Origin of the sequence: Paraburkholderia sp. SIMBA_053 (genome assembly GCF_046534895.1) — a bacterium.
Lineage (GTDB): Bacteria > Pseudomonadota > Gammaproteobacteria > Burkholderiales > Burkholderiaceae > Paraburkholderia > Paraburkholderia caledonica.
Genome location: NZ_JAWRXU010000498.1, coordinates 1 through 281, shown reverse-complemented (window position 1 = coordinate 281; position 281 = coordinate 1). Strand labels below are relative to the sequence as shown.

Here is a 281-nt window from a genome sequence, read left to right as displayed (position 1 = left end):
AATCCTCTTCTTGATACGTCGAAACGGCCGCGTGTAAGCGGCCGTAAGACGTTTCCGAATTCATCCTCCTAAAGTTCGCCGGGCATCTGCCGATATGCGATCAATAGCCGGAAAAAGTTTCCGAGGAACGCACGCGCAGCATCGCTGCGCCATACGTTTGACGTTTTCGCTGCTTACAACGCAGCTCACTTCTTTCAAAAGAGCCTGAACATGGCCAGATCGAATGCGCAGTCATCGCTTTTTGGACGCCTTTTTCGCTCGTCCGTGGCGGTCGATCTCGG

General features: G+C 53.4%; 1 protein-coding gene. It reads right to left on the bottom strand.

The genetic code is table 11. From position 1 onward, the window contains the following. Nucleotides 1-100 precede the first annotated feature (100 nt). Nucleotides 101-281: hypothetical protein (locus SB753_RS36600; RefSeq protein WP_410805011.1), on the bottom strand; the 181-nt coding region annotated here is incomplete at its 5' end.